This window comes from Saccharibacillus sacchari, from assembly GCF_037722395.1.
GTDB classification, from domain to species: Bacteria; Bacillota; Bacilli; order Paenibacillales; family Paenibacillaceae; genus Saccharibacillus; species Saccharibacillus sacchari_A.
In genome coordinates this window covers 415,344-439,286 of record NZ_JBBKAR010000056.1, presented here as the reverse complement: position 1 = coordinate 439,286, position 23,943 = coordinate 415,344, and the positions used below count along the sequence as shown (strand labels likewise).

The 23,943-nt window shown below is 52.4% G+C and carries 21 protein-coding genes; 3 read left to right on the top strand and 18 right to left on the bottom strand.

The features are described from left to right. Positions 1-150: 150 nt before the first annotated feature. The 6 genes from WKI47_RS23275 to leuB form a co-directional block, all read right to left on the bottom strand. Complete coding sequence (locus tag WKI47_RS23275) at positions 151-1,431, bottom strand: hypothetical protein (protein ID WP_340229563.1); 1,281 nt, start codon at positions 1,429-1,431, stop codon at positions 151-153. Continuing rightward, a complete protein-coding gene (locus WKI47_RS23270) occupies positions 1,428-2,582 on the bottom strand; it encodes a DUF58 domain-containing protein (RefSeq protein WP_340229562.1) in 1,155 nt (384 codons plus the stop codon). Before WKI47_RS23270 ends, WKI47_RS23275 begins: the two co-directional genes overlap by 4 nt. Beyond that, positions 2,583-3,557: an AAA family ATPase gene (locus WKI47_RS23265; protein WP_425355501.1), complete on the bottom strand. Its 975-nt coding sequence runs from the start codon at positions 3,555-3,557 to the stop codon at positions 2,583-2,585. 172 nt (positions 3,558-3,729) lie between these two features. After that, entirely contained in the window at positions 3,730-4,137 is a 408-nt protein-coding gene (locus tag WKI47_RS23260; protein ID WP_037283247.1) for a hypothetical protein, read from the bottom strand. Positions 4,138-4,366: 229 nt separating this feature from the next. Next, positions 4,367-4,906: a peroxiredoxin gene (locus tag WKI47_RS23255; RefSeq protein WP_340229560.1), complete on the bottom strand. Its 540-nt coding sequence runs from the start codon at positions 4,904-4,906 to the stop codon at positions 4,367-4,369. A gap of 131 nt (positions 4,907-5,037) precedes the next feature. Beyond that, entirely contained in the window at positions 5,038-6,117 is a 1,080-nt protein-coding gene (gene leuB / locus WKI47_RS23250; RefSeq protein ID WP_340229559.1) for a 3-isopropylmalate dehydrogenase, read from the bottom strand. Positions 6,118-6,400: 283 nt separating this feature from the next. On the opposite strand from leuB, the gene WKI47_RS23245 reads away from it, so the two are divergent. Then, on the top strand, positions 6,401-7,381 hold the full coding sequence (locus WKI47_RS23245) for an aldo/keto reductase (RefSeq protein ID WP_340229558.1): 981 nt from the start codon (positions 6,401-6,403) through the stop codon (positions 7,379-7,381). 115 nt (positions 7,382-7,496) lie between these two features. Here WKI47_RS23245 and WKI47_RS23240 read toward each other — a convergent pair whose 3' ends face one another. The 12 genes from WKI47_RS23240 to WKI47_RS23185 form a co-directional block, all read right to left on the bottom strand. Next, positions 7,497-9,044: a 2-isopropylmalate synthase gene (locus WKI47_RS23240; protein ID WP_340229557.1), complete on the bottom strand. Its 1,548-nt coding sequence runs from the start codon at positions 9,042-9,044 to the stop codon at positions 7,497-7,499. Positions 9,045-9,146: 102 nt separating this feature from the next. Then, on the bottom strand, positions 9,147-10,139 hold the full coding sequence (gene ilvC / locus WKI47_RS23235; RefSeq protein WP_340229556.1) for a ketol-acid reductoisomerase: 993 nt from the start codon (positions 10,137-10,139) through the stop codon (positions 9,147-9,149). Between the two features lie 450 nt (positions 10,140-10,589). Beyond that, entirely contained in the window at positions 10,590-11,087 is a 498-nt protein-coding gene (ilvN, locus tag WKI47_RS23230) for an acetolactate synthase small subunit (RefSeq protein WP_340229555.1), read from the bottom strand. Positions 11,088-11,089: 2 nt separating this feature from the next. After that, entirely contained in the window at positions 11,090-12,850 is a 1,761-nt protein-coding gene (gene ilvB / locus WKI47_RS23225) for a biosynthetic-type acetolactate synthase large subunit (protein ID WP_340229554.1), read from the bottom strand. 735 nt (positions 12,851-13,585) lie between these two features. Then, positions 13,586-14,560 (bottom strand): ABC transporter permease, encoded by a 975-nt coding sequence (locus WKI47_RS23220; protein WP_340229553.1) that lies wholly within the window; start codon positions 14,558-14,560, stop codon positions 13,586-13,588. Further along, complete coding sequence (locus tag WKI47_RS23215) at positions 14,561-15,637, bottom strand: ABC transporter permease (protein WP_340229552.1); 1,077 nt, start codon at positions 15,635-15,637, stop codon at positions 14,561-14,563. Beyond that, on the bottom strand, positions 15,634-17,166 hold the full coding sequence (locus WKI47_RS23210) for an ABC transporter ATP-binding protein (RefSeq protein WP_340229551.1): 1,533 nt from the start codon (positions 17,164-17,166) through the stop codon (positions 15,634-15,636). Before WKI47_RS23210 ends, WKI47_RS23215 begins: the two co-directional genes overlap by 4 nt. A 182-nt stretch (positions 17,167-17,348) precedes the next feature. Further along, complete coding sequence (locus WKI47_RS23205) at positions 17,349-18,389, bottom strand: BMP family protein (protein ID WP_340229550.1); 1,041 nt, start codon at positions 18,387-18,389, stop codon at positions 17,349-17,351. A 382-nt stretch (positions 18,390-18,771) separates the two neighbouring features. Beyond that, on the bottom strand, positions 18,772-19,131 hold the full coding sequence (gene rplT / locus WKI47_RS23200; RefSeq protein WP_340229549.1) for a 50S ribosomal protein L20: 360 nt from the start codon (positions 19,129-19,131) through the stop codon (positions 18,772-18,774). A 32-nt stretch (positions 19,132-19,163) separates the two neighbouring features. Further along, on the bottom strand, positions 19,164-19,364 hold the full coding sequence (rpmI, locus tag WKI47_RS23195; protein ID WP_087799971.1) for a 50S ribosomal protein L35: 201 nt from the start codon (positions 19,362-19,364) through the stop codon (positions 19,164-19,166). Between the two features lie 12 nt (positions 19,365-19,376). After that, entirely contained in the window at positions 19,377-19,874 is a 498-nt protein-coding gene (gene infC / locus WKI47_RS23190) for a translation initiation factor IF-3 (RefSeq protein WP_340229548.1), read from the bottom strand. Positions 19,875-20,167: 293 nt separating this feature from the next. Then, a complete protein-coding gene (locus WKI47_RS23185) occupies positions 20,168-21,406 on the bottom strand; it encodes a glycosyltransferase family 2 protein (RefSeq protein WP_340229547.1) in 1,239 nt (412 codons plus the stop codon). 611 nt (positions 21,407-22,017) lie between these two features. Here WKI47_RS23185 and WKI47_RS23180 point away from each other — a divergent pair. Both WKI47_RS23180 and WKI47_RS23175 read left to right on the top strand, forming a co-directional pair. After that, positions 22,018-22,545, top strand: coding sequence for a phosphatase PAP2 family protein (locus WKI47_RS23180; RefSeq protein WP_340229546.1), 528 nt, complete (start codon positions 22,018-22,020; stop codon positions 22,543-22,545). Between the two features lie 165 nt (positions 22,546-22,710). Continuing rightward, entirely contained in the window at positions 22,711-23,853 is a 1,143-nt protein-coding gene (locus WKI47_RS23175) for an MGDG synthase family glycosyltransferase (protein ID WP_340229545.1), read from the top strand. The last annotated feature ends 90 nt before the right edge of the window (positions 23,854-23,943 follow it).

Here is a 23,943-nt window from a genome sequence, read left to right as displayed (position 1 = left end):
TTCCGGAACCTGCATCGGCTGCATTCCCGTATCAAATCAAAAAGCGGCTTCTTATTGAAGCCGCTCTCGTATGAACATTGCATTTGAATGCAGCGGCAGGTGTAAGAATTTTGCCGCCTGATGACACGGTTAAAAGAAAAACAGTCAATCCTATTCTCCTTTGCTGCCGTAACGTGCGTCATTGTAGCGTTCAACCAGCTGTTCCAGTTCGGTCGGAGACATTTCGGTATAGCTGCTCGACGATAACTCTTTTCCGTTTTCCAACGGCGTGCGGCTGGAACGAAGGGAGTAGCCTTTGCGAGACGCTCCCAGCAGGACGCTGCGATAACGTAACCTTGGATCGTCGCCCGTATATTCCGCTTCGCGCCGATTGCGACGGAAGAAACGCATGATTCCGCCGCTCTTCTCGGTTGCGATTTTTTCCGCTTGATCCGTATAATCCGAATCGCTTTGAGCAGCACGCAAATCGCGCATCAACCCGAATTTGGAAGCAAGATTCCGGATCAGGTTGCGTATGCCGTTGGGCAGCCAACGGCCGAACAAACGGTACAGCAGCCATCCGATCGCAAACGCCGCCGCAATCCAAAATAAAGCCAGCAACGCGTAGCCGATGATCTTCAACCATAGCGGCGGCCCGCTTGCGTCTCCCAATTGACCGAGCTGGGAATAATCGACGCCCGGCATCTCGGCCGTCGGTTGAACGCCCGGTGGATTGCCGGGCAAAGATCCGCCGAATATCGAAAGCCACCATTCGCGAATCGCGTTCAGCACGCCCGTAGGCCCTCCGACGATTCCGGCCAGCACGATCAAGGCGGCCACGATCCACGTTAATTTCCGATTGGCGGCCAGTACGTGGGCAAGCGCGGATGTTTGTTCGCCGGCCGCGCTGCGAACGCGATCGCCATTTAACAGCAGCAGAGTCAAAGCCAGAACCAATGTCGCGACCAAATACAAAAACGGTCTGGAATAGGCCAAATCCGCAGCACGTCCAGCAATGATGTAAACGATCAATATCGCGGCCGCTCCGCTCAACGGAATGCGCAGCCACATATTGTCCCAGAGCTGCCGCCGGCCGACGATCGACCCTCGCAAAGCGATCACCAGCAGCACAGCCGCTCCGATGCCTTTTGCCAACCATCCGCCCGGGAAAGCAAACAGCGATAACAGTGCGACCCCGAACGGCAGGAACGCGAACCCCGTAGATATCCGCTTCTCGGCTTGCCGCAATCCGATCCAACTCGCAAAAGCATGGATAACGAATATCAGAAGCAGCAGGACCATATCCGGCAGATTCAGCACGTAATGCGTCAGCAAAACGACAATAGCATATACCGACAACGTCTCGAGCAGAGAATAAGCAGCAGGACGTCCAAAGCCTTGCAGCAATGGCAGACGATTAGCCGTTACCGGAGTATCGACTTGTTTACTCATAGGATCGCCTCCTCCTTGCGAGCCGAGTCGCGATGCTGGGAAGAACGGATACTTGGAGCGGTACGGCCCGAATCATTTGCCATAAAACCTGTAATCCCTACCCGATGGCCGCGCTTTTCGAGCGACTCCACGGCTTGTTCCAACTTCTCCGAACGGTGAGCCGTAATAACCAGATAGTCGATCGGCTCGCGGAACTCCCGCTGTTCTTCAAGCTGAAGCAATTCTTGAAAAGGCATTCTCGACTTCAATTCGAACCCCGACACGGCCTCCATGATCCGATTCAAATGAACAGGCCCGTAATCCATATCGATTCTCATTCCTTCGTCGCCCAACTGCGAGCCGCCGTTATGCGCGAATCCGGCTGCCATGCCCTGACCGATCAATGTGGCGGCACAGGTTGCGGCCAGCGATAGCTGACGTTCGATCAGTTCGGTACGCGTCACGACGCTCCACATGGATTCGGAATCCTCGACATTCAAAAGAATCATGACGCGCGGATCAGCGGAATGGCCGCTTTTATGCACTTGAAGCTGACCCGTACGTGCGCTTGCTTTCCAGTGAATCCGATTCATCGGATCGCCTTGCGCATACTCTCGCACGCCGGTCATCAAAAATGGATCTTCCACTATCCAGCGACGCACCGCAAGCTCCCCCTGCCACGTTTTCCACGAGATTGGCAGCTCGCCGTCTCCAAGCAAACGCGGGTAAATGACCATGCGCATATTCAGATCGATTTTTTTTGAAGGCGCATACAATCCGAATAAGTCTCCGCCCGTCATCGTTGCCGATTCGATCTGGTAAATGCCCCTAGTCTGACAAACGATACGGTGGGTACGCGTCAATTTGGTCCGCGGAGGCAAAGTGAACATACTGGTCTGGTTCTGATAAATATGGCCTTCGCTCACGCTCGTGTCATCACTGCGTGCGAAAAGCAATGCCGACGGCAGCATCGCTTCCAGCCTTAACCACGGAACGGGCAGCAACTTGCGGTTGGATAACGTCTCGACCATCTCGATTCGCTCGCCTGCACGACAGGTATATTTGCTGAAATCGCGCTTATAGTCGAGTCGTGCCAGCGCCGGTTTGCCCAACAACCAGCCCTGCACGACAACGATTAGCCCGACAAGGATCAGAAATCCGAGCAGCGCCATTTATCTCACTTCGCTTTCCAATCCCGCTTCGCTCGGCACGGGAATCCGGTCCGTCAATTCGGCCAGAATACGTTCCGCCGGGTTATCTTGCAGATCATAGCGATTGTTCAATACAAGGCGATGCGCGCATACCGGAGCAAGCAGTGTTTTGATATCATCGGGTAACACATAATTACGTCCTTTGAGCGCGGCATAAGCCTGGCAAGCACGCAGCAACGACTGGGTCCCCCGCGGACTGATGCCTAAAGCAAGCTCCGGATGATTTCTCGAAGCGTCAGCCAGTGCGACGATATAATCCAAAAGATCATCGGCGATCGTGACGCGGCGGCATTCCTGTTGAGCTGCTATGACTTCTTCCGCCGTAGCGGTTGTCACTGTCGAGTCTGCCGATAGCCCTTCCGCCTGCACGGTACGACGCAAAATTTCGCGACCTTCCGGCGCCGACGGATAACCGAGCTTCATTCGAATCATAAACCGGTCCATCTGCGCTTCCGGCAGCGGGAACGTTCCCTGGTTATCCACCGGATTTTGCGTAGCGAGCACCATAAACGGCTGTTCGAGCTTCATCGTTTGTCCGTCTACGCTGATCTGGCGTTCCTCCATACATTCCAGCAAGCTGGATTGAGTACGTGGCGTCGCCCGGTTAATTTCGTCGGCCAGCACGATGCGTGCGAATAACGGACCCGGACGGAAATGGAATTCGCCGTCTTTTTGATTATAAAAATGAATGCCCGTGAGATCGGACGGCAAAAGGTCGGGAGTGAATTGGATACGCTGGAAGGTCAGGCTGAGCGAAGACGCCAGACTTTTGGCCAGCATCGTCTTGCCTGTTCCGGGTACATCCTCAAGCAGCACATGCCCGGAAGCGAGCAGTGCGGTCAAAAGCAGATCGACTTCTTCGTCTTTGCCGACGATAACTTTTCCGATATTCTGTTTGAGTCTCGAAGCGAGTTCCTGTACGTTTTGCATGAACATTCCTCCGTCTTCCCTATGCTGCGTCCTGCCTGATAAGCGTTCGCCATGCCGGGATATGTATTCATGTTTATTTTAACAAACACGATAGCGTTTTCCAAACCTCGGTACAAAACAAAACCGGAAGGATCAGAAGATCGCTTCCGGTTCATCGATAAAGACGTAGCAAATCAAATTATTTCTGATGCTGCAACTTCTCCAGCTTTTGGCTCATGACCGCCAGACGACGCTTCAAATCCAGCTGCCAGCGTTTATCGCCCATCTGTTTGGCAACGCCGAGCAGGTCGAGCGACAGATCGATCTGGTTACGGACCGATTCCATCTTATTTTCGCTATCGAGACTGACGCAGTTGGCAAAAATCTCTTCGTCGTCTTCCAGAATGTAATCCTGGAAATCGATCTCCGATTCGCCGTCGCCATGCGCGTACTCAGCCAGCACTTCGTATTCGCTCTCGACTTTATAATGAACTTCGATTCGTTGGCATACCGGACAATAGAGCAAGGGAACGTTATGAACTTGGGTTCGATAGTGGGTCAGCGTTCCTTTTGTTCCGATCATGCTAGCTCCGCAGCAGAAACTCATGGCCGTTCACCCTCCTTGTTGGCTTACTTCTATTATACTTAACCATTTTTGGGACATTCATATAGGCTTGGCCTTCATCTTAGCACGGAATTTTCACCTATGCCAGAGGGCAAAGGGACAAAAAAGCCCCCTTCCCGATAAATCCCGGGAAGAAGGCTTAATCTATCCAATGTTCAAGCAGCAACGTCGCTGCTTAGGGAGTTTACGTACACGCCCTAGCGAACGCGTCTTACAGAGTTTTGTCGCCTGGTTTCCAGTTCATTGGGCACAGACCACCGGATTGCAGAGCTTGAAGCACGCGAAGCGTTTCTTCGACGCTGCGACCTACGTCGTTATGGTTCACGACTTGGTATTTCAGTTCGCCTTCCGGATCAATGATGAACAGGCCGCGCAGTGCGACGCCTTCTTCTTCGATCAGAACGCCGTAATCACTTGCCACTTTTTTCGTGATGTCCGAAGCCAGCGGGAAGTTGATTTTGCCAAGGCCGCCGATATCCGAAGAAGCCGCGATCCAAGCTTTGTGGCTGTGTACGGAGTCGATGCTCACACCCAGAACTTCGGTGTCCAGCGTCTGGAAATCGCCGTAAGCGTCGCTGATTGCCGTAATTTCAGTTGGGCAAACAAACGTGAAATCAAGCGGATAGAAGAAGAATACGAGCCATTTGCCGCGGTAATCTTCGAGAGATACTTTGCCGAAATCCTGTCCGTCTCCGGATACAGTTTCCATTGTAAAGGCCGGAGCCGGTTTACCTACCAAACGTTCTGCCATTGTCGAAAATCCTCCTTCAAAATGACACCCGGTGAAGAGTGTTTTCTGAATATTCTGAAACTCATGAGACTATGTTATCACCGGGATTTTTCGAAGTCAAGATTATAACGCTTATTTATTTATAATAATTATCATTTGCGAATAGCATTGAGAATTTGCTCGCCCATTTGCGTCGTGGACAGTGCGTCTCCGCGTCCCGCGGCAATATCGCTCGTGCGGTGTCCCGCGTCGAGAACTTCGGCAACCGCACGCTCGATCGCGTCCGCCGCTTCCCCGTACCCGAATGTCAGGCGCAGCATCAATGCCGTGGACAGGATTGTCGCGATCGGATTCGCCAGTCCTTGGCCAGCGATGTCCGGCGCGGAACCGTGGACAGGCTCGTACAGGCCGTAGCTACCTTCGCCCATGGAAGCCGATGCGAGCATTCCGATCGAACCGGTCAGCATCGCCGCTTCGTCACTGAGAATGTCGCCGAACATATTCTCGGTCACGATAACGTCGAAACTCGACGGACGACGCAACAGCTGCATCGCGCAGTTATCGACGAGTACATGCTCCAGTTCGACTTCCGGATAGTCGGCAGAGACACGAATGACCGTTTCTCTCCACAGGCGCGACGTTTCGAGCACGTTCGCTTTGTCGACCGAAGCCAGCTTTTTGCGGCGCTTCATGGCGATATCGAAAGCTTGGCGGGCGATGCGCTCAACCTCGGTTACATTGTACGCGCAAGTATCGACCGCTTCTTCGCCGTGTTCCGTTTGGCGACGGAACTTTTCGCCGAAGTAGATGCCGCCTGTCAGCTCGCGCACCACCATCAGATCCGTGCCTTCCAGCACTTCAGGCTTCAACGTGGACGCATCCTTCAGACAGTCGAACACGACGGCCGGACGAAGGTTCGAGAACAGTCCCAATTCTTTGCGAATGCCCAGCAGCCCGGTTTCCGGACGAAGCTCTTTCGGGTTGTTGTCCCATTTCGGACCGCCGACCGCACCGAGCAGTACAGCGTCCGCGCGCTTACACACTTCGAGCGTTTCCGCCGGAAGCGGCGTGCCCTTCTCGTCGATCGCGATTCCGCCGAACAACGCATGTTCCGTTTCGAACGAATAACCGAATACTTCGCCGACCTTTTGCAGCACTTTCTCCGCTTCTGCCACTACTTCCGGTCCGATGCCATCTCCTGCGATTACCGCGATCTTTTTCGTTTCAGCCATTTGTCGCACTTCCTATTCTCCATGGAATTCCGGCCGGCCAAAGCTTAACATTTCCGTTACCGTCCCGGTTGTAAACCTCTATTCAAAAACAGTAACATACTCCGTCAGAGATTGACCAAGATATAGAAACTATCAGCTTGATAGGAGTTGCCTATAAAGGATCAAGAATGTCGATACTTACATAACGAAATTTGCTTCTGATTGTGCGCATTGGTAAAGTAAACGGGTAAAGATACACGAATACGTTTTCTTAAAACTACGGCCAAGGAGCTGAGCGACGAACATGGAATACGCATACCTGGGAAAATCGGGGCTGAAAGTAAGCCGTATTTGTTTGGGAACGATGAACTTCGGAGGACAGACCGACGAGAAGGATTCGTTCCGCATCATGGATGCAGCGCTTGAAGCGGGCGTCAACTTCTTTGATACTGCAAACGTTTACGGAGGCAAAGACAACGCGGGCCTGACGGAAGAAATCATCGGGCGCTGGTTCAAGCAGGGCGGCGGACGCCGGGAAAAAGTCGTGCTGGCGACCAAAGTGTACGGCGGCATGAGCGATCCGCATGACGGACCGAACGGCGATCGCGGCTTGTCCGCTTACAAGATTCGCCGTCACCTGGAAGGTTCGCTCAAGCGCCTGCAAACGGATCATGTCGAGCTGTACCAGATGCACCATATCGACCGCAACGTAAGCTGGGACGAGCTATGGGGCGCGTTCGAAGTTGCCGTGCAACAAGGCAAAATCGGCTATGTCGGCTCCAGCAACTTTGCCGGATGGGATATTGCCGTCGCACAAAAGGAAGCGGAAAAACGCGGCTTCCTCGGCTTGATCTCGGAGCAGCACAAATACAGCCTGCTAACGCGCCAACCGGAGCTGGAAGTGCTGCCCGCTTCGCAAGCGCTGGGTCTCGGCGTGATTCCGTGGAGCCCGCTCGACGGCGGACTGCTCGGACGCAACGCGCTCAAAAAGATCGAAGGCTCGCGCAGCGGCGGCAATGCCGAGCGCGTCGAGAAGCATAAAGCACAGTTGGAGCAGTTTGCCGAATTCAGTGCCGAGCTGGGACATCCGCAAGACACGGTTGCGCTGGCTTGGGTATTGGCAAATCCTGCGGTTACCGCTCCGATCATCGGACCTCGTACGCTGGAGCAGTTCGAAGACGCGCTGCGTATCCTTGACGTGAAGTTCGACGAGGACGCGTTGAAGCGTCTTGACGAAATCTTCCCGGGGCCGGGCGGTTCGGCGCCGAACGCTTACGCATGGTAAAAACCGACGTTTAGGCGTAAAGCAAAATAAAAAGCGAGACGGCCTTCCGATTATCGGATTGGCCGTCTCGCTTTTTTTTGTGAGGCACTATTTTTCGGACTATCCGGCAAAAGCTCTACCAGACTTTCTCCGCACCTTTGCGGCCGCCTGGCAGTCGACGGTTTTCCGCCAAGCGATTGAGCGCATCGATATACGCGCGCGCGCTGGCTTCCAATACGTCGGTGCTGACGCCGCGGCCGCGAACTTCGGTCTCGCCCTGGCGCATCGTCACATGTACTTCGCCAAGCGCGTCTTTTCCGAGGGTAACGGCCTGGATCGAATAATCGACCAGCGTCACTTCTTCGCCTACTGCCTGATCAATCGCGTTGTAGATCGAATCGACAGTACCGTTCCCGCCCGCTTCGGCGCTGCGATTGCCTTCGCCTGCCACAGAAACGGTTACGCTGGCTTTCGGCGCAGCCTCGGTTGCGAACGAGAAGCTGAGCGACTCCAGCCCGTATTGCTCAGGCGCATCCGGCAGACGCTCTTCAAGCAAAGCGAGCAGATCTTCGTCGGTAATTTCTTTCTTTTTGTCCGCCAGATCTTTGAACCTGGCAAAAGCCTCATTCAACTGCTCGTCTTCCAGCTTATAGCCCAATTCAAGCAGTTGTTCGCGGAAAGCATGACGTCCGGAGTGTTTACCGAGCACCAGCTTGCTTTCTTTGAAGCCGACCGTTTCCGGGGACATGATCTCGTACGTCGTCTTTTCCTTAAGCATGCCGTCTTGGTGAATGCCGGATTCATGCGCGAACGCGTTGGCGCCAACGATCGCTTTGTTGCCCGGTACATTCATGCCGGTCAGCTTGCTGACCAGGCGGCTTGTGCGGGCGATCTCGCTCAGCACCAGTCCGGTTTTCGCACCGAAATAATCGCTGCGCGTTTCCAGTGCCATTGCGATTTCTTCGATCGCCGTATTGCCGGCACGTTCGCCGATTCCGTTGATCGTTCCTTCGATCTGGTCCGCTCCGTTCAAGATGGCTGCCAACGTGTTGGCGGTTGCCATGCCGAGGTCATCGTGGCAGTGCGCACTCAGTTGAACCTTCTCGATACCCGGTACGGTTTCTTTGAGATGGCGGAAAATGGCGCCGTATTCTTCCGGATTCAGGTAACCGACCGTATCCGGAATATTGACGACGTAAGCTCCTTCGCGAATCGCCATCGCTACCATCTCGGCCCGGAAGTCCGCTTCGGTACGTCCTGCGTCCTCCAAAGAAAACTCGATCTTCGAGAAGTATTTTTTGGCGTATCGAATCGCGGATTGCGCCGCTTCCAATACCTGATGCTTCTCCATTTTCAGCTTGTATTGCCGATGGATTGGCGAAGTTGCGAGAAAAACGTGCAGACATGGGTCTGCCGCGCCTTTTAGCGCTTCGCGTACCGCGTCGATATCGGCTTCGCGCGAGCGTGACAAACCCACGACGCTAGCATTTTTCACGGCGCGTGCCACCGCATTGACTGCTGCCAGGTCTCCCGGAGAAGCAGCCGGGAATCCGGCTTCCATCCGATCAACGCCGAGCTTTTCCAATTGATGAGCAATCTCGACTTTTTCTCGCGTATTCAGGTTGACGCCGGGCGACTGTTCGCCGTCGCGCAGCGTCGTGTCGAAGATATGAATTTTCCGCACGGTTTGGCCTCCTTCATGAAGTTCGAATGAATGCGCAAAGGGGCCACCCCGGACGCCGCATTTTCGCGACGCGGGATAGGCCCCGTCCCTGAAGTAGGGAACTTATTTTTTGATCCAGTGCATCATGTCGCGCAGTTGCGAACCGACAACTTCGAGTTGGTGCTCGGATTCGTTGCGGCGTGTTGCGGTCAGGAATGCACGGCCGGATTGGTTTTCCAGCATGAAGTCACGTGCGAATTTACCCTGTTGGATATCGCTCAGCACTTCTTTCATCGCTTTCTTCGTGTCTTCCGTTACGATACGAGGACCTGTTACATAATCGCCGTATTCTGCTGTGTTACTGATGGAATCGCGCATTGTGCTGAGACCACCTTCATACATCAGGTCAACGATCAGTTTCAGCTCGTGCAGGCACTCGAAGTAAGCCATTTCCGGAGCATAACCAGCTTCAGTCAGCGTTTCGAAACCGGCTTTGACCAGGGCGCTTACGCCACCGCACAGTACCGCTTGTTCACCGAACAGATCGGTTTCGGTTTCTTCGCGGAACGAAGTCTCGATGACTCCCGCGCGCGTACAACCGATGCCTTTTGCGTAAGCCAGGCCGATTTGTTGCGCTTTGCCTGTCGCGTTTTGGTGGATCGCGATCAGACCCGGTACGCCGAATCCTTCTTCATAGGTTCTGCGAACCATGTGGCCTGGGGACTTTGGAGCGACCAGCAGAACGTCGTTGCCTTCTTTGGCTACGATTTGACCGAAGTGAACATTGAAGCCGTGTGCGAACAACAGTGTCGCATCGCTTTTCAGGTTCGGTTCGATATCGCTTTTATACACGGAGGCTTGCGTTTCGTCAGGCATGAGGATCTGAACAACATCGGCACGCTTTGTTGCTTCCGCAACCGACAAGACTTCGAAGCCGTCTTCTTTTGCTTTGTTCGCCGATTTGCCTTCGCGAAGACCCACGATAACTTGCAGACCGCTGTCACGCAGGTTTTGTGCGTGTGCGTGTCCTTGGCTTCCGTAGCCGATAATCGCGATCGTTTTTCCTTGAAGTACGCTCAGGTCTGCATCATTTTCGTAGTAAGTAGTAATTGCCATTCTTATTTCCTCCTTTGTGTATAAAGCCTCAACCCTGCCCAAACAAGCGGGTAGCTCAGTGGAGTCGCCGGTTTTCTTGAAGTTCCTATTCGTGAGCGAAAGTGCGAGAGCTACAGGGGAAATTCGTTCAAATCGCTGTCTCACCCGGAAAACGGATTGAAATTTTAGATGAATGTTTTCCGAGTTCAAAGGCGATTTTCACTGAATTTCCCCCTCCGCTGGAGCGCTTCCGCAAGCGAATAACACTTTTCGAAAATGCGTGGACTTTTAATAGAAAAAGTCGAAAGGAACGACTCCGTTCAGCTCCCCGCTTGTTCGGGGTATGTGTGTGGAAGCCGGGAGCGATGTTTTATCGCTTTCGGCTTATCCAGCCATCCGTCGTATGCGTCTTTTATTCTATAGATTCGATTCGCCAGCGAGGCGCTTTTTCCTGCTTACTGCCGACTTGCTTTAGGCGTTGCCGCGGATCATCGCGGTTACGCCGGTGCGGGACAGTTCGCGGATGCCGTAAGGAGACAGCAGTTCGATCATGGCGTCGATCTTTTCGGTGTCTCCGACAACTTGAACCATCAGGCTATGGGTGCCGATGTCGACAACCGCAGCGCGGAAGGTTTCGACCAAGCCCATGATTTCGGGACGAGCGGTTGGTTCGGATTTGACTTTGATCAATGCCAATTCGCGGCCGACCATCGGATTTGCGCTCAGGTCGACGACTTTGATGACGTCGATGATTTTGTACAATTGCTTTTCGATCTGTTCAACCGTTTTGTCGTCGCCGGTAGTTACGATGATCATTCGGGAAAGGCCTTGCTCTTCCGATTGTCCTACCGTGATGCTCTCGATGTTGAACCCGCGGCGGCCGAACAATCCGGATACCCGTTGCAGCACGCCCGGTTGGTCATTCACCAGGATAGAAATCGTGTGTCTGGTCTGCGTCGTATTCGTCATCGTTATTCGTCCCCCATCAGCATTTGATCCAGCGTCATGCCCTGCTGTACCATCGGATACACGTTCTCGCCTTTTTCAACTACAAAATCGATAACGACCGGTCCCGGTGTATCCATCGCTTCCTGCCAAACGGCTCTCGCTTCCGCCTTGGTCGATGCCCGCAAGCCTTTGACCCCGTAAGCTTCAGCCAGTTTCACGAAGTCCGGGCTGCCGGCCAGATCGATATGGCTATAGCGGTTCTCGTAGATCAGTTCCTGCCATTGGCGAACCATGCCGAGAACCTGGTTGTTGAGAATCACGATCTTGACCGGAATATTGTTGATCGCGCAGATCGCAAGCTCTTGCGAACACATCTGGATGCCGCCGTCGCCGTTGATCGAAATGACCATGCGGTCCGGCTTAGCCATCTGGGCGCCGATCGCGGACGGAAGTCCGAAGCCCATTGTACCCAAGCCGCCGGAAGTGATCCATGAACGCGGGTTATTGAACTTGTAATACTGAGCGGCCCACATCTGATGCTGGCCTACGTCGGTCGTGACGATGGCTTCGCCTTTGGTTGTCTCGTTAAGCAACTCGACTACCCATTGCGGCTTCAGGCCGATCTCGTCTTCCTTGTAATCGTCTTTATAACGGAATGGCTTCTCCGCTTTCCATTGTTGAAGCTGTGAGCGCCATTCGTCCGCACGGTCAGCGTGGGTAACCGTTTTATTCAGCAGTTCCAATACGGTTTTAACGTCGCCCACGATCGGAATGTCGGTCTTGACGTTTTTACCAATTTCGGCCGGATCGATATCGATGTGTGCAATTTTGGCTTTTGGCGCGAACCCATTCAACTTGCCGGTTACCCGGTCGTCGAATCGTGCTCCGATGCTGATCAGCAAGTCCGCTTCCTGAATTGCCATGTTTGAAGTAAATGTTCCGTGCATACCCGGCATACCCAACCATTGTTCATGGCCGCTTGGGAAACCGCCCAGTCCAAGCAATGTAGTGGTGATCGGAATGCCTGTTTTGTTGACCAGCTCCAATAGCGCTTCATGACCGCCGGAGTAGACAACGCCGCCGCCCGCCAGGATCAGTGGACGCTCGGCTTGCGCAATAGCTTCAGCCAAACGGTCTACTTGCAGCTTGTTCGGAATCATCCGTGGGTTATACCCTCTCAAAGCTACGGGTTCGGTATGCGGTTGGAACAATGTCATTGCCGCCGATACGTCTTTTGGAATATCGATCAGTACCGGACCTTTACGGCCTGTGTTCGCGATATGGAAAGCTTCGTGAATGATTCGGGGAAGCTCGTCTACGCTGCGTACCAGGTAACTGTGCTTTGTGATCGGCATCGTGATGCCCGTGATGTCGGCCTCCTGGAAAGCGTCGGTTCCGATCAGCGTGGATGCGACGTTGCCCGTGATCACAACCAGTGGCGTCGAGTCCATGTAGGCCGTTGCGATCCCGGTTACCAGGTTGGTTGCTCCGGGACCGGAGGTCGCGATACAGACTCCGACTTCGCCAGCCGCGCGAGCGTAACCGTCTGCCGCGTGAATCGCGCCTTGTTCATGTCGGGTCAACACGTGGTGGAAATCTTTGAAGCCGTACATCGCATCGTAGATATACAACACCGCACCGCCCGGGTATCCGAACACGCATTTTACACCTTCAAGTACCAGGCTGCGGAGCAGGATATCCGAACCTGTCAGGACTTCCTGTTTGTCCACCCATTTTTCTTTTAATTCTTCCGTCGATCTCGCTTCTGGCATTTGTGCGCTCATCGTTTTTCCCCCTTCCAAAGATTACATCAATCTCACATCGTCAGTTTGTAAAGGGCCTTCAAAACGGGCTTTTCCCGTTTATCGGCAAGGTCGTTGCTATGCGGGCTACGAATTTGTATAGGTCTGAAAAACCAAAAAACCTTTCGCTCCGCAAAGCAGAAAATCTGCTTCGAGGGACGAAAGGTTATAATCCTCACGTGGTACCACCCAAATTTGCCGACGCCTCGCAGCGCACAGCCTCAAGCGGGTCTAAAATCGGATATTCCGATTCCAAACTCGCGGTTCGTAACGCGAACCACACGATTTTCCCTAATACCCGAAAGACCGCTTCAAACGGCAATTCATTCGCTTTTCAGGAAAACAGCTCCGAGGTGAGCTCGTATATAAGGGATTTTGGCGGTGGATTACAGCGTAATGCTTCCCCGCTCTCTGGCAAAAGGGCCCTTAAAACTTCGTCCTCTTCATAGCCGATCAGTTATTCAAGTTCTGTTTGTTGCTGAATGTTAGGATTATTATATGACTTAAGTTTTAGGGAAGTCAACACCTATTTTCAACAAAAAATAAAAAGTCGATCTTTCATATACACGTCACGCATACTATATATCCTCTCCACACGGACAAAAAAACCGACCTCTCCTTCTGCCAAAGCAGTTTGGAGAAATCGGTTTTTCTACTTGTTCATGAGTGACAGATGCTAAGGAGACATTGAAAACCTTGAAAACCGCGTACGTATCCTCAGCGTTTTCCGGGGTCGTACGCTTCCCCAAGCGCTGCTGGAGCTCTCGATTTGCCGATTGCGACAACAAGCACGATAACTGTCAGGACGTACGGCAGCATCAGGATGAAATCCTGCGGAATGCTGGCGGACCACTCGAACAGCTGGACATAGTTCCGGATCGCTTGCGAGAAGCCGAAGAACAATGCCGCGCCCATAATGCCAAGCGGATTCCATTTACCGAAGATCAGAGCGGCAATGGCAATAAAGCCTTGACCGGAGACCGTGGTGTGCGAGAACAGTCCTGTCGTGGTCAGCGTGATCGTAGCGCCGCCCAGGCCCGCCAGAGCGCCGCTCAGCATAACGCCGATATAACGCATACGGTTGACGTTGATCCCCATCGTGTCCGCCGCGCTAGGATGTTCGCCGACAGAACGCAGTCGCAAGCCGAACGTCGTTTTGTTCAGGACATAGTAAGTCACGAACACGAGAATAATCGCGATGAACGTCGTTGGATAGGAGTTCAAGATACCGGCTCCGATGATCGGACCGATAACCGGAATCGAAGCGAAGTCAGGGAAGTTCAACTTCGCCAAACGGTGCAGCAGAAGCGGAGTCTCGCCAGCGCCGTCGAACAGCAACTTGACGAGATATAGCGTAATGCCCGTCGCCAGGAAGTTGATGACGACACCGCTGATCGTTTGATCCGCTTTGAACGTGATTGTCGCAACGGCATGGATCAGCGAGCCCAGCACGCCAACCACGACTGCTGTGATCAGACCGATCCAGGGCGAAGCTCCGCCCATGCCTGCTTCTTCCGCATAATGCGTGCCGATCGCCGCTGCGAACGCGCCGAATACCATCAGACCTTCGATCCCGATATTTACGATACCCGAGCGTTCGGAGAACAATCCTCCGAGGGCCGCGAAGATCAGAGCCGTCGAAAAGACGAGCGTCGTGTTCAGCAGATTGCCGAAGATAAGAAGAGAATCCATTTACAACACCTTCTCTTTCTTGCGCTTATACACAGGCTTGAGGATGAAGCGCACAATGCCCTGTGCCGCGATGAAGAAAATAATCGACCCGATCACGATTTGGATGATTTCCGGCGGAACGCCGGCATCGAAGCTCATGCCTGCCGATCCGTAGGTCAGCGAGCCGAACAATCCCGCGCCAGCCAAAACGCCGAACGGGTGGGTCATCCCGAGCAATGCGACAGCGATCCCGTTAAAGCCGTAACCCGGCAATGAAGAGTACACGCTTTGATAATGGAATACGCCCAAAGTCTCGAATGCTCCTGCAAGACCCGCAAACACGCCGCTGATAAACATCGCTTTCACGATATTTTTGCTTACGTTGATGCCTGCGTAACGGGCGGCTTCAGGGTTGCTGCCGACCGCACGCAGTTCGAAGCCTTGTTTCGTTTTCCACAGGAAGTAATAGAAGAAGGTCGAGGCCAGCATCGCAAGCAAAATCCCCCAGTGTACGCGGGCATTGCCCATCATCTGGGACAACCAGTCGATAGAGATCGAGGCCGACGGCTGGATGTCCACCGAACGCTGGTTACCCGGCATCAGCAAGAACGTACGAACGATGTAGTTGCACAGGAACAGCGCCGTCCAGTTCAGCATAATCGTCGTGATAACCTCGTTTACGCCGCGCTTGGCTTTGATATAGCCTGCCAGAGCAGCCCAAAGACCGCCGAACAATGCGCCGGCAATAATCGCAAGCGGCGCATGGATCAAAGCCGGAAGTCCCGTAATCTTGATCCCGATCAGCGAAGCACCGGTCATGCCCATAAGCACTTGGCCTTCCGCGCCGATATTGAACATCCCTGCGCGGAAAGCGAAAGCAACCGCCAGACCCGTCAGAACGAGCGGCGTCATCTCGCGCAGCGCTTCGCCAAATCCGTACCAATCACCGAATACGCGCGAAATCAACGCACCGTAAGCCGTGATGGGATTATAGCCGCCGATCATCATGACGACCGCTCCAAGCAGCAGGCCCATTACGATGGCTGCCAACGAAACGATAAACGAATCGCTCGCGAACCATTTCAGAAATTTATTCATGCCTTTGTTCCTCCCTGCCGACTGCCCGCCATCATCAGGCCGAGCTCCTGGTCATTCGTCTCTTCCGGACGCACTTCGCCAATGACTTTGCCTTCATAGACGACGATGATTCGGTCAGACACGTTCAGGATCTCGTCCAACTCGAACGAAACAAGCAGTACGGCTTTACCCTGATCACGCTGTTGAATCAACTGCGTCTGTACGAATTCGATGGCCCCGACATCAAGGCCGCGCGTCGGTTGGGCCGCAATCAGGAAGTCCGGATTTTTATTGATTTCGCGAGCGATGATCGCTTTTTGCTGGTTACCACCCGACAAGGAACGGGCTTTGGTCTGAATGCTCGGCGTGCGCACGTCGAAAGCTTCGACCAGGCGCTTGGCCAGATCATTGATCGCACGGAAATTCAGGAAGCCGCGCTTGGTATAAGGCTCTTTGTAATAGCTTTCAAGCACCATATTTTCACTAACGGAGAAATCCAGTACGAGCCCGTGTTTGTGACGGTCTTCCGGAATATGGCCGACGCCCGATTCGGAAATCTGGCGAGGGGTATGGTTGCCGATTTCTTTGCCGTTAAGCACGATCGATCCGCTGTCGATCTTACGCAATCCGGACAAAGCTTCGATGATCTGGGTTTGGCCGTTGCCGTCAACCCCGGCCACGCCGACGATTTCGCCGCGACGCACGTCGAACGTCATCCCGTCAAGCAAAGTGATACCCTCTTTGTTTTTGACGGAAACGTCTTTCACTTCGATGACTTTTTCGCCCGGCTCGGCCGGCTTTTTGTCGACTTTGAAAGAAACGTTGCGACCGACCATTTTCTCGGCCAACTCGAACGGGCTTGTCTCGTTCGTTTTGACCGTGTCAATCACTTTGCCGCGACGAATAATCGTTACGGTGTCGGAAACCGACATGATTTCTTTCAGTTTATGGGTAATCAAAATGATCGATTTGCCTTCAGCAACAAGCTTGCGCATAATCTCGATCAATTCCGATATTTCCTGCGGAGTCAATACGGCGGTCGGTTCGTCAAAGATCAGGATGTCCGCGCCGCGATAAAGCGTTTTGAGGATCTCGACACGCTGCTGCATGCCGACGGAGATATCTTCGATTTTAGCATTCGGATCGATACGGAACCCGTACTGGTCAGAAAGCTTTTTGACCTTTTCCGTGGCTGTCTTGTAGTCGATCTGTATACCGCCTTTGGAAGGCTCCATACCCAGGATAATGTTCTCGGTCACGCTGAACGATTGAACCAGCTTGAAATGCTGATGCACCATTCCGATTCCGAGTTCGATTGCTTTATTGGGACTGTCGATGGCAACGGCTTCCCCATTCACTTCGATATGCCCCTCATCCGGCTGATAGAGCCCGAAAAGAATGTTCATCAGTGTCGATTTGCCCGCGCCGTTCTCGCCGAGCAATGCGTGAATCTCGCCTTTTTGAAGCTTGATGCTGATCGAATCGTTGGCGACGATTCCGGGAAAACGCTTCGTAATTTGCTTTAACTCGACTACGGGAGTTGCAGCCATGGAATCACCCTTATCTATCGTAGTAGTAGCTTGTCGAATCTCAATACACGGAAGCGAAACGGGAAACGGTTCGTTTCGCGTGAACAGCGTGCGGCCTGCGGTTTCATTTAACCGTAAACGTAACGACAAGGCCGGGTTCAAGGAACCGGCCTTGTCACTAGTATTATATCATTGTGCGGTGATTATTCAGCAGGAACTGTGATTTCGCCGTTCACGATTTTTTCTTTGTACGATTGTACTTCGTCCAGAACTTCTTGAGGTACGTTTACGTTCGAAGTATCCGCGATACCTACGCCATCGTCCTTAAGACCCAGAGTCGTGATCGTGCCGCCTTTAAACGTTCCGTCGATAACTTGTTGCGATACCGTTTTGATTGCCACGTCTACGCGCTTGATCATCGAAGTCAGAGTGATGTCTGTACCGAATTCGATCGATTGGTCTTTATCTACGCCGATAACCCATACGGCTTGACCTTGGCCTTTACGATCAAGAGCTTCGTTGAATACGCCAGTACCCGTACCGCCGGCAGCTTGGAACACGATGTCCGCGCCGTCGTTGTACAGCGTTGCTGCAGCCGATTTGCCTTCGTCCGGCTTATCGAATCCACTTGCATATACAGCCGTGAATTGAGCATCTGGGTTCGAAGCTTCGATACCCGCTTTGAAACCAACTTCGAATTTCTTGATTGTTGGCGAATCCATACCGCCTACGAAACCGATCTTGTTTGTTTTCGTCATTTTACCGGCAACTACGCCAACCAGGAACGCGCCTTCGTTCTCGGAGAACAGAACGGATTCAACGTTTGGTGCATCGACAGCAGCGTCGATGATCGCGAAGTTGGAGTCCGGGTTTTGCTTGGCGATTTCGCCCAGAGCGCTTTCCAGTGCGAAGCCGATGCCCCAAGTCAGGTTATATCCATCTTTAACGAATTGGTTCAGGTTAGGCTGATAATCTGCTTCGCTTTTACTTTGCAGGTACTTAACTGTAACGCCTTGCTCTTTTTCGAGGGCTTGCAGAGCTTCCCAAGAAGTTTGGTTGAACGACTTGTCATTTACGCCGCCAGTGTCGGTAACCATAGCGATCTTGATGTCGCTTGTAGCAGCACCTTCTGTGCTTTCGCCACCAGTCGAAGCAGTGTTGCCGCTGCTATTGTTGCCACAAGCAGCCAGAACGAGCGAGAAGGCCAGTAGCATGAAAAGCGAGAGTTTTACAGCTTTTTTCATTTTGGATAGTTCCCCCTTAGGATCTTTGCCTGCATAAGTATCTTTCTTTGCAGGATTGCTTTCGCTTTACAGATTATACATTCAGCGCGCCGCAAAATCTACTATTAAAAATCAATTTCCAAGACAAAATTCGTATTTTTTGATCTGAAATCGCTTACCTCGGTCATAGTTAACATATGCTGTGACTTAATAACGAACAATCGCTTTTTTCATTTAAGGAACCATCGCCTAAACGCTTTACTGCAATGAACCGGATACTTCGGTTTTCTCCTCCTTACTTGAATACATCGGCTTCCATACAACCTGTTTATAGATGAAGACAAAAAAAAGATCCCTCATTCCGAAATCAGATTCCGGATGAAGGATCTTGCCTACGCTTAAATTAAGCGTTGATTTTTTCTTTTGCTGCGGATGCCAGGGTGTTGAACGCCGTAAGGTCGTTAACAGCCAGCTCAGCCAGCATTTTACGGTTCACGTCGATACCCGCCAGTTTCAGGCCGTGCATCAATTTGCTGTAAGACAAACCGTTTTGACGTGCTGCCGCGTTGATACGCACGATCCACAGTTTGCGGAAGTTGCGTTTTGTCTGACGACGATCGCGGTAAGCGTAAATCAGGGATTTGTTTACTTGCTCTTTTGCCGTTTTAAAAATACGGTGTTTGGAACCGAAATAACCTTTTGCCAGCTTCAGTACTTTTTTATGACGACGACGCGTCACGAAACCGCCTTTAACTCTTGCCATATCTAAAGACCTCCCAGTCGATTATGTTGAAACTATTTGAGTTGCTTGAGTCCTTGAGCCAGACGTCTAACGTCGCCCGGAGCCATCAGATGATCGGCTTTCAGGTTACGCTTAGCGCGCTTGGATTTGTGCGAGAGCAGGTGGTTTTTGTGCGAGCTGTAACGCGTCACTTTACCGGTACCTGTGATTTTGAAACGGCCTTTCAGACTGCTGTGTGTTTTCATTTTAGGCATTGTACTTTCCCCCTATTGGTTTTTCGGAGCCAAAATCATAATCATGCTACGGCCTTCGAGCTTCGGTTGACGATCGACGATAGAAATTTCCGTCACTTCGTCCCGTACGCGTTCCAGCACTTTTTGACCAAGCGAAGCGTGCGTGATCTCGCGGCCGCGGAAACGCACGGAGCATTTCACTTTGTCGCCAGCCTCAAGGAACTTGACCACGTTACGCAATTTCGTGTGATAATCGTGTTCTTCGATGTTCGCGCTGAAGCGAACTTCTTTGAGCTCGACGATCTTTTGATTTTTGCGTGCTTCTTTTTCTTTCTTTTGTTGCTCGTAACGGAACTTGCCGTAATCCATGATCCGACAAACCGGCGGTTTTGCTTGTGGCGCCATGTTCACCAAATCCAAATTCAGGTCCGCTGCCATCTGAAGCGCTTCACGAATCGGCGTAATTCCGATTTGTTCGCCTTCCGCGCCTACCAGGCGTACTTCGCGCGCCCGGATTTCCTCATTGATCATATGGTCCTTACTAATAACCGTCCACCTCCGAATCGAGTTTGTTACAAGGGCTTATTTGCCCATAATAAAAGGGATACGGACAAGCAGTCCGCATCCCGGTGATCTTCAATCTTCATGAGAAAAAACTCTTCATAAACGATCGGATCGGGAACCAGCCGGCCTATACCGGACAGGTGAGAAGCGGAAGCTTCTGCTTTTGAATCCTAATAGTTAAACAACACTCGAATTACTATACCGGAGATTCAACAGATTGTAAAGTCTTTTTCAAAACTTTTTTATTCGCCGATTCCGGATTAGCTTTGTTCGCTCTGCATCTCATCGATACGAACGACGCGGGTATGCTTGGTGTGGCTCCATTGCTTGTTGTTTTGCGTGAAGAACGCATAGAACGTAATCGGGAACCACGACAGCAGATAGATTGGGAAGAGCAGCATGTACGCGTACACTTTCCAAGACTTCACGTTTTCCAAAATCATGGCTACGAAGAACACCGCAACTTGAGCCAGGATCGCACCGGCAGCCACCCATAACGGAAGGAAGCTGTACATCGTCACGATATGAGGTCCGTTAAACAATGCGATGTCGCCGTACAGGACTGCCGTAAGAAGAAGAGTCAACAGTACGATATAGACGTTAACCGCGTACAGCGCCATATCGAACTTCACGATGCTGCGGTCACGGATACTTTGCCACAACAGCGGGAAGAAGTATTTCCGCGCTACGGTAAAGTGTCCTTGCATCCAACGCAGACGTTGCACGGAGGAAGCTTTGAACGTCAACGGCTTCTCGTCGTAAATTTTAGCGTGATAGTTGAACTTCGGATATACGCCGCGCTTTACGCAACGCATCGTGAATTCCAAGTCCTCAACCAAGCTTGTCGCGCCCCAGCCCATATCCTTCAACAATTTATTGTCGAAGCACATGCCTGTACCGCCAAGGAAGTTGGCCATGTTCAGGTTATGACGGGACAGCTGCCACAAGCGGTTGATGTACCAGTAGGAAATTCCGTAAGCAGCCGTGATCCACGAGTCGTTCGGGTTTTTCGTGTCGATATAACCTTGAATAACCTTTGCGCCTTTGCACAGATCGTCGTTCATGCCGATCAGGAAGTCCGGATGTGCCAGGTTGTCGGCATCCAGCATGACGATCCCGTCATACTCGCGGTCCAGCTTCCACAGTTCCTCCAGCATCCACTCGATCGCATAGCCTTTACCGCGCAGATTAGGATTTACTCGAACACAAGCGTTCCAACCGTGCTGACGCACGATATCGGCTGTCTGGTCTGTACAGTTATCGCAAATGACGAATACGTCGTACAGTTCTTTCGGATAACGCAGCTTTTTGAGGTTCTCCATCAGGGCTCCGATAACTTCTTCTTCGTTATGCGCAGCGACCAAAATGGCGAACGACTTTTGCGGCTCAAACGACTTTTCCTTTTTCCTTTTGTACAGTCCGAACAATGCAAATCCGAACTGATACACTCCGATTACGGCCAGCAGCACCTGGAGCGTCATAAATATTCCTTGCAGCATGGTTGGTTGAACCCCCTTTTTTTACCCCTATGTACACAGAAAGCTTGTTTTTTTGTTTTTGTCTTCTGTGCCTTGTTTTCCATAGCGACTTTGAATGACCCATTTTTTGTTTTATGCTTGGCATAAATCGTTCTTTTCGATTCTGGCGATTTTGCGGACATTTGTCAAAACCGTGAATTCGCGATGCAAGGCAAAAAAAGAGTGCCTTACCGTCAAATCCAACGCAGCGGCCTGCCGATTCGCTTCCGCACCTCGTTTTATGTGCGGTTTGCTCCGACTTTCGTGCTTTTGGTCCCGTTTCAGCTTTCCGAATCAAGGGACCTGCCCACCTCCCGTTCTTCTCACTCTTAATTAAACGCGAGAGCACTGATAAAAGTTGGGCAATTTCGGTTAATTTTTTTTAACCCTATTATAATTGCCTTGAATCATTGTATAATTCGGGGTTGATAGAGTCAAAATTGCAACCAGATGTGGAACTGCCGTTCCGCTTGCCCGTGGCTCAGGCGTCTTCGAAAAATAATAAGCGCCTTGACACGGCAAGCTGCGGTAGCAAAAAAAGACAGCCCCGTCACCTTCTCCAATTGCCCGGGCTCTTTATCCGGAGGGATGTTATGCGTAGTTTGCTGATCAAGCTGAGCCAATTGGACCAGCGCATTTTCAAATGGGTCAACGGACGTCTGCACCATCGCGTTCTGAGTGTCCTGCTCTACTACTTGACTCACCTGGGTGGCGCTACATTCACCATTACGGCGACTGTGCTCGCGTCCTGGCTCGCGCCGGCGCCGTGGAACTCCGCCGCCCTGCACTCGCTTGTCGCACTGGCTGCGAGTCACGTACCGGTCGCCGTTGTCAAAAAGCTGTACCCACGTGTTCGGCCTCATTTGGCGCTGCCCGAGACGAACACATTTCGCAACCCGCTTGTGGACCACTCGTTCCCGTCGGGACACACAACCGCAATCTTTTCTGTCACGGTTCCGATCATGCTGCTCATTCCGTGGAGCACAGCCATACTGCTTCCGATCGCCTTAATTGTAGGAACTTCCCGCATGTACCTCGGTTTGCACTATCCATCCGATGTACTGGCCGGCGGCGTCATCGGTTCGTTGACCGCTTGGTTGACAGTTGCATTATGGCCTTAAAGCGGCTATCGTAGAGGGGTATGAAGCCTGCCATTCGGCAGGTCTACACACCGCTCGAACGAACAGCCGAACCTGCCTGATCGTTGAGGCAGATCGAAAAATCGGCCCGTCTTCCGCGCTGCATAGCGTCGGCGACGGGCTTTTCCGAAAAAGGTGACGAAAAACGTGTCCAAATACAGAGTCCTGATCCTGTCGGAAGGCTTCGGCGCCGGACATACGCGGGCTGCTTACGCCCTGTCCGGCAGCCTTCGCAGGCTTTGCCCCGACGTTCAGACCCGCGTGCTCGAACTCGGAAGCTTTCTGAACCCCAAGGTCGCCCCGCTGTTCATCAATGCTTACAAAAAAACGGTGGTGACCCAGCCCCGTTTCGTGAGCATGATGTACAAGCAGCAGTATAAAAAATCGCTCAATCGCCTGACGACGCTGGCGCTCCACCGACTTTTTTACGCGCATGCCAGAGAAGTCATCGAACAGCTCAGACCGGATCTGGTCGTATGCACGCATCCGATTCCGAGCGCGGTGATCTCAAGGCTCAAGCGTTTGGGACTGCGCGTGCCGCTATGCACGGTTGTGACGGATTACGACGTTCACGGAACGTGGATCAGCTCCGGCGTAGATCATTATCTGGTTTCTACGCAGGAAGTGAAAAACAAAGTCCTGCAACGCGGCGTATCCCCTTTTCGCATTGACGTGACGGGCATCCCGGTCGATCCAAGCTTCTGGGAGCATCCGGTCAAGGCAAGCATTTTGCAGGAAATGGGTCTTAAAGCCATGCCGACCGTGCTTGTGATGAGTGGCGGTTGGGGACTCATGAACGGTGATGTACTCAATCCCTATCTGACCCGTTGGCGACAGGATGTCCAATTGGTATTCTGCGTGGGGAGCAACGAGAAAGCCATGCGCAAGTTAAAAAAAGATCCCCGCTTCCAACATGAAAACATTCATGTGATCGGGTACACGAAAGAAATCGACAAGCTGATGGAAGCTTCCGATCTGCTGATCACGAAACCTGGCGGCATGACCTGCACCGAAGGCTTGGCCAAAGCCCTTCCGATGCTGTTCCACAATCCGCTGCCCGGCCAGGAAGAAGAGAACTGCGAATATTTCACCAGCAAAGGCTGGGGAGAACGCTTGTCTTCGCTGGAAGTCGTCGGGAAATGGATGACGCGGCTAACGGACGAGGAGCAATACGCGGAACTCGCGAGCAGACGCGCCGAAAGCCGCCGCAACATCGAAAAACTTCGCCCGATGCAAAGCGCGAAGCGCATCATCGAAATCCTGGAAACTACAAACAAGGTGCCCCAATAAGCGTATTCGCTTGGGGGCGCCTTTCTTTTTTGAGTTCCTGTTCGTTTTTTGGGGAGGAAGGCCTGGGGGGCGGCTCCGGGGGTGTTTCGT

Coding starts and splice junctions, on each gene's coding strand:
- infC (WP_340229548.1), bottom strand. CDS start 19,874: ATGATCAATGAGGAAATCCGGGCGCGCGAAGTACGCCTGGTAGGCGCG.
- rplT (WP_340229549.1), bottom strand. CDS start 19,131: ATGGCAAGAGTTAAAGGCGGTTTCGTGACGCGTCGTCGTCATAAAAAA.
- WKI47_RS23185 (WP_340229547.1), bottom strand. CDS start 21,406: ATGCTGCAAGGAATATTTATGACGCTCCAGGTGCTGCTGGCCGTAATC.
- WKI47_RS23210 (WP_340229551.1), bottom strand. CDS start 17,166: ATGGCTGCAACTCCCGTAGTCGAGTTAAAGCAAATTACGAAGCGTTTT.
- WKI47_RS23265 (WP_425355501.1), bottom strand. CDS start 3,557: ATGTTCATGCAAAACGTACAGGAACTCGCTTCGAGACTCAAACAGAAT.
- leuB (WP_340229559.1), bottom strand. CDS start 6,117: ATGGCTGAAACGAAAAAGATCGCGGTAATCGCAGGAGATGGCATCGGA.
- WKI47_RS23220 (WP_340229553.1), bottom strand. CDS start 14,560: ATGGATTCTCTTCTTATCTTCGGCAATCTGCTGAACACGACGCTCGTC.
- WKI47_RS23270 (WP_340229562.1), bottom strand. CDS start 2,582: ATGGCGCTGCTCGGATTTCTGATCCTTGTCGGGCTAATCGTTGTCGTG.
- ilvN (WP_340229555.1), bottom strand. CDS start 11,087: ATGACGAATACGACGCAGACCAGACACACGATTTCTATCCTGGTGAAT.
- WKI47_RS23180 (WP_340229546.1), top strand. CDS start 22,018: ATGCGTAGTTTGCTGATCAAGCTGAGCCAATTGGACCAGCGCATTTTC.
- WKI47_RS23275 (WP_340229563.1), bottom strand. CDS start 1,431: ATGAGTAAACAAGTCGATACTCCGGTAACGGCTAATCGTCTGCCATTG.
- rpmI (WP_087799971.1), bottom strand. CDS start 19,364: ATGCCTAAAATGAAAACACACAGCAGTCTGAAAGGCCGTTTCAAAATC.
- WKI47_RS23245 (WP_340229558.1), top strand. CDS start 6,401: ATGGAATACGCATACCTGGGAAAATCGGGGCTGAAAGTAAGCCGTATT.
- ilvC (WP_340229556.1), bottom strand. CDS start 10,139: ATGGCAATTACTACTTACTACGAAAATGATGCAGACCTGAGCGTACTT.
- WKI47_RS23215 (WP_340229552.1), bottom strand. CDS start 15,637: ATGAATAAATTTCTGAAATGGTTCGCGAGCGATTCGTTTATCGTTTCG.
- WKI47_RS23205 (WP_340229550.1), bottom strand. CDS start 18,389: ATGAAAAAAGCTGTAAAACTCTCGCTTTTCATGCTACTGGCCTTCTCG.
- WKI47_RS23260 (WP_037283247.1), bottom strand. CDS start 4,137: ATGAGTTTCTGCTGCGGAGCTAGCATGATCGGAACAAAAGGAACGCTG.
- WKI47_RS23255 (WP_340229560.1), bottom strand. CDS start 4,906: ATGGCAGAACGTTTGGTAGGTAAACCGGCTCCGGCCTTTACAATGGAA.
- ilvB (WP_340229554.1), bottom strand. CDS start 12,850: ATGAGCGCACAAATGCCAGAAGCGAGATCGACGGAAGAATTAAAAGAA.